3 protein-coding genes are annotated in these 3,944 nt (G+C 74.1%); 2 read left to right on the forward strand and 1 reads right to left on the reverse strand.

Going from position 1 to position 3,944, the window contains the following annotated elements; translation table 11 throughout:
• Positions 1–270: 270 nt before the first annotated feature.
• The gene (locus tag AC069T_RS35180) at positions 271–1,491 is read right to left on the reverse strand and encodes a trans-sulfuration enzyme family protein (protein WP_478786603.1); all 1,221 of its coding nucleotides are present in this window, start codon (positions 1,489–1,491) and stop codon (positions 271–273) included.
• A 59-nt stretch (positions 1,492–1,550) separates the two neighbouring features.
• Between AC069T_RS35180 and AC069T_RS35185 the strand changes: the two genes are divergently transcribed.
• Both AC069T_RS35185 and AC069T_RS35190 read left to right on the forward strand, forming a co-directional pair.
• Positions 1,551–2,090: an Lrp/AsnC family transcriptional regulator gene (locus AC069T_RS35185; protein ID WP_478786604.1), complete on the forward strand. Its 540-nt coding sequence runs from the start codon at positions 1,551–1,553 to the stop codon at positions 2,088–2,090.
• A 33-nt stretch (positions 2,091–2,123) separates the two neighbouring features.
• Complete coding sequence (locus tag AC069T_RS35190) at positions 2,124–3,815, forward strand: DUF885 domain-containing protein (RefSeq protein ID WP_478786605.1); 1,692 nt, start codon at positions 2,124–2,126, stop codon at positions 3,813–3,815.
• The last annotated feature ends 129 nt before the right edge of the window (positions 3,816–3,944 follow it).

Below are 3,944 nucleotides of genomic sequence, written 5' to 3' on the forward strand. Positions count from 1 at the left end.
AGGGGGGGGGGGCCCCCCCCCTCCCTCCCCCCCCTGGTGGGTCCGTCCCCCCCCCCCCCCGCCCCCCCCCAACGGGAACCCGTGAGGCGGGGCAAACGACCCGGCCGCACGGGACTGACGGTGGGGCGGGCGCCCCGCCGCCCCTGACGCACGCGTACGCACCGGCCCGGCGCATCCCGCCGGGCCGGTCCCCGTCCGGCAGGGCCGGTCCCCGTCCGGCCGGGCCGCTCGTACCTCCCGCCCCCGCGCCACCCGCCTCACGCCCCCTCGTCACGCCCCCCTCGTCACCGCCTCGCGCCCCGGCGCCGGGGCACGCAGGACCGCCCGCGCTCCCAGGGCCCCGTCCAGGTCGGCCCACAGGTCCTCCACGTCCTCCAGCCCCACCGAGAGGCGCAGCAACTGGTCGCTGACGCCCGCTCCGTGGCGGTCGGCCGGGGCGACGATGCGGTGGCTGATGGACGCGGGGTGCTGGATGAGGGTGTCCACGCTGCCGAGGCTGACGGCCGGGGTGACGAGCCGGACGGCCGCGATGACCTCGTGCGGGTCGCCGAGGACCTCGAAGGCGACCATGGCACCGCCGATGCGCGGGTAGTGCACGCGGGCGACCCGCGGATCGGCGGCGAGACGGCGGGCGAGTTCCGCGGCGTTGGCGGAGGCCGCCGCGACCCGTACCGGGAGGGTGGCCAGGCCCCGCAACAGCAGATAGCCGGCGAGCGGGTGGAGGACCCCGCCCGTCGCGAACCGCACCTGTCGCAGCTGTCGCGCGAACTCCTCGTCGCAGGCCACCACGCCGGCCATGACGTCGCCGTGACCGCCGAGGTACTTGGTCGCACTGTGCAGGACGAGACGGGCGCCCTGTTCCGCCGGCCGTTGCAGCACCGGTGTGGCGAAGGTGTTGTCCGCGAGCAGCGGCACCGAGCCGCAGGCGTGGGCGACGGCTCTCAGGTCGATCTCGGCGAGCGTCGGGTTGGCCGGGGACTCGACCATGACCAGTCCCGTGTCCGGGCGCAGCGCGTCCGCGATGCCCGCCGGGTCGACCCAGGTCACCTCGGAACCCAGCAGCCCGGCGGTCAGCAGGTGGTCGCTGCAGCCGTACAGCGGGCGGACGGCCACCACGTGGCGCAGGCCCATGGCGTTGCGCACGAGCAGGACCGCGGTCAGTGCCGCCATGCCGCTGGCGAAGGCGACCGCGCTCTCGGTGCCTTCGAGGCGGGCGAGCGCGGTCTCGAAGCGGGCGACCGTCGGGTTGCCGAGCCGCCCGTAGACCGGCGGTCCCTCCGGCTCGGCGCCGTCCGCGGCGAACGCGTCGATGCGGGCGGCCTCGCCGCGGCTGTCGTACGAGGGGTAGGTGGTGGACAGGTCGATCGGCGGGGCGTGGAGTCCCTGCCGTGCGAGGTCGTCGCGCCCGGCGTGCACGGCCTCGGTGGCCAGCTTGCGGGGCGCGGGGCGGGAAGCGGGGACGCGATAGGCGTTCGGGGTGCCGGAGTCCATGTCCGCAGCCTGAACACCGAGCGGGTCCACGGCGGCGAACCCCGTGCTACGTTCGGGCCATGGCCGAAACCGTCGTACTGGATCCGGTGGATCTTCATCTGCTGCGGCTGTTGCAGAACGACGCACGGACGACGTACCGCGATCTCGCCGCACAGGTCGGTGTCGCGGCGTCGACGTGCCTGGACCGGGTGACCCGGCTGCGCCGCGCGGGCGTCATCCTCGGCCACCAGCTGCGGCTGGACCCGGCGAAGCTGGGACGCGGCCTGGAGGCGCTGCTGTCCGTGCAGGTCAGGCCGCACCGGAGGGAGCTGGTCGGCCCGTTCGTGGACCGGATCCGTGCGCTGCCCGAGTCCCGGACGGTCTTCCATCTCACCGGTCCCGACGACTACCTGGTGCATGTGGCGGTCTCGGACATGGCGGATCTGCAGCGCCTGGTCATCGACGAGTTCACGTCGCGCCGCGAAGTGGCCCGCGTGGAGACCCGGTTGATCTTCCAGCAGTGGGACTGCGGCCCGCTGCTGCCGCCGCAGCGCGACGCCCCCGCGACCACATCGGCGCATGCGGCACAAGGGGCCACGCCCTCAGCGGAATCGGGCTGACGCGGACGGTGTCCTCGTACGAGGATTGTCCGCATGTCAGACACCAAGAGCCCGCTGCCCCGCGAACTCGCCGACGCCTATGTCGACGAGCTCATCGCCCTCGACCCGGTCACCGGCACCTACCTCGGCGACAAGGCAAGTTCGACCCGGCTGCCGGACTCCTCGCCCGCCGGTCAGGAGGCCGTGGCGGAGCTGGCCCGCAGAACGCTGGCGCGGCTGGAGGAGGCCGAACGGCAGCCGGGCGCGGACCGTGGCATCGAGCGCCGCTGCGCCCGTCTGCTGCGTGAGCGGCTGACCGCGGAACTCGCCGTGCACGACGCCGACGAGGGCCTGCGGCTGGTGAGCAACCTGCACTCCCCCGCGCACTCGGTGCGGGACGTCTTCTCCCTCATGCCCACGGAGACGGACGAGGACTGGTCCGCCGTCGCCGAGCGGCTGCGCGCGGTGCCCGCCGCGCTGGAGGGTTACCGCGAGTCCCTCGCCCTCGGCCTGGAGCGCAAGCTCCACGGGGGTCCGCGCCCGACCGCCACCTTCATCACGCAGCTCACCGAGTGGTCCGACCCGGGCGGGCAGGGCCGCGGGTGGTTCGAGGACTTCGTGGCGGCCGGTCCCGACGCCCTGCGCACGGACCTCGACACGGCCGCCCGCACCGCGACGGCGGCGCTGGTGTCCCTGCGGGACTGGATGCGCGACGTGTACGCGCCCACGATCGAGGGCGCGCCGAACACGGTGGGCCGCGAGCGGTACGCCCGCTGGTCGCGGTACTACAACGGCACGGACCTCGATCTCGACGAGGCGTACGCGTACGGCTGGTCCGAGTACCACCGGCTGCTCGGCGAGATGAAGCGGGAGGCCGAGAAGATCCTGCCGGGCGCGGCGACCCCGTGGGTGGCGCTCGCGCACCTCGACGAGCACGGGACGCACATCGAGGGTGTGGACGAGGTCCGCGACTGGCTGCAGGGCCTGATGGACGAGGCGATCGACGCCCTCGACGGCACCCACTTCGAACTCGCCGAGCGGGTGCGCAGGGTGGAGTCCCGCATCGCACCGCCGGGTGGCGCGGCGGCCCCGTACTACACGGCGCCGTCCGAGGACTTCTCGCGCCCCGGACGTACGTGGCTGCCCACCATGGGCCAGACCCGCTTCCCCGTGTACGACCTGGTCTCCACCTGGTACCACGAGGGGGTCCCCGGCCATCACCTGCAGCTCGCCCAGTGGGCGCACGTCGCCGAGGACCTCTCCCGCTACCAGGCCACCGTCGGCGGGGTGAGCGCCAACTGCGAGGGCTGGGCGCTGTACGCGGAGCGGCTGATGGACGAGCTGGGCTTCCTCACGGACGCCGAGCGGCGGCTGGGCTATCTCGACGCGCAGATGATGCGGGCGGCCCGGGTCATCGTGGACATCGGTATGCACCTGGAGCTGGAGATCCCGGCCGACTCGCCCTTCCACCCGGGTGAGCGCTGGACTCCCGTGCTGGCCGAGGAGTTCTTCGGCGCCCACAGCAGCCGGCCCGCGGACTTCGTGGAGAGCGAGCTCACCCGCTACCTGTCCATCCCGGGTCAGGCCATCGGCTACAAGCTCGGCGAGCGGGCCTGGCTGCTGGGCCGGGAGAACGCGAGGAAGCGGCACGGCGCCGCTTTCGACGCCAAGGCCTGGCACATGGCCGCGCTCTCCCAGGGGTCCCTGGGGCTGGACGACCTGGTGGACGAACTGTCCCGGCTGTAACCGGTCCTCGCCCGCGGCGGGGGGGGGGGGGGGGGGGGGGGGGGGGGGGGAAGGGGGCCCCCGAGCCCCACCCCCCCACCCAACCAAAAACAAGCAGGGGACAGGCGGCGGGCGATGAGGGGGGCAGGC

Source organism: Streptomyces sp. NPDC043867 (assembly GCF_056435845.1).

Coding starts and splice junctions, on each gene's coding strand:
- AC069T_RS35180 (WP_478786603.1), bottom strand. CDS start 1,491: ATGGACTCCGGCACCCCGAACGCCTATCGCGTCCCCGCTTCCCGCCCC.
- AC069T_RS35185 (WP_478786604.1), top strand. CDS start 1,551: ATGGCCGAAACCGTCGTACTGGATCCGGTGGATCTTCATCTGCTGCGG.
- AC069T_RS35190 (WP_478786605.1), top strand. CDS start 2,124: ATGTCAGACACCAAGAGCCCGCTGCCCCGCGAACTCGCCGACGCCTAT.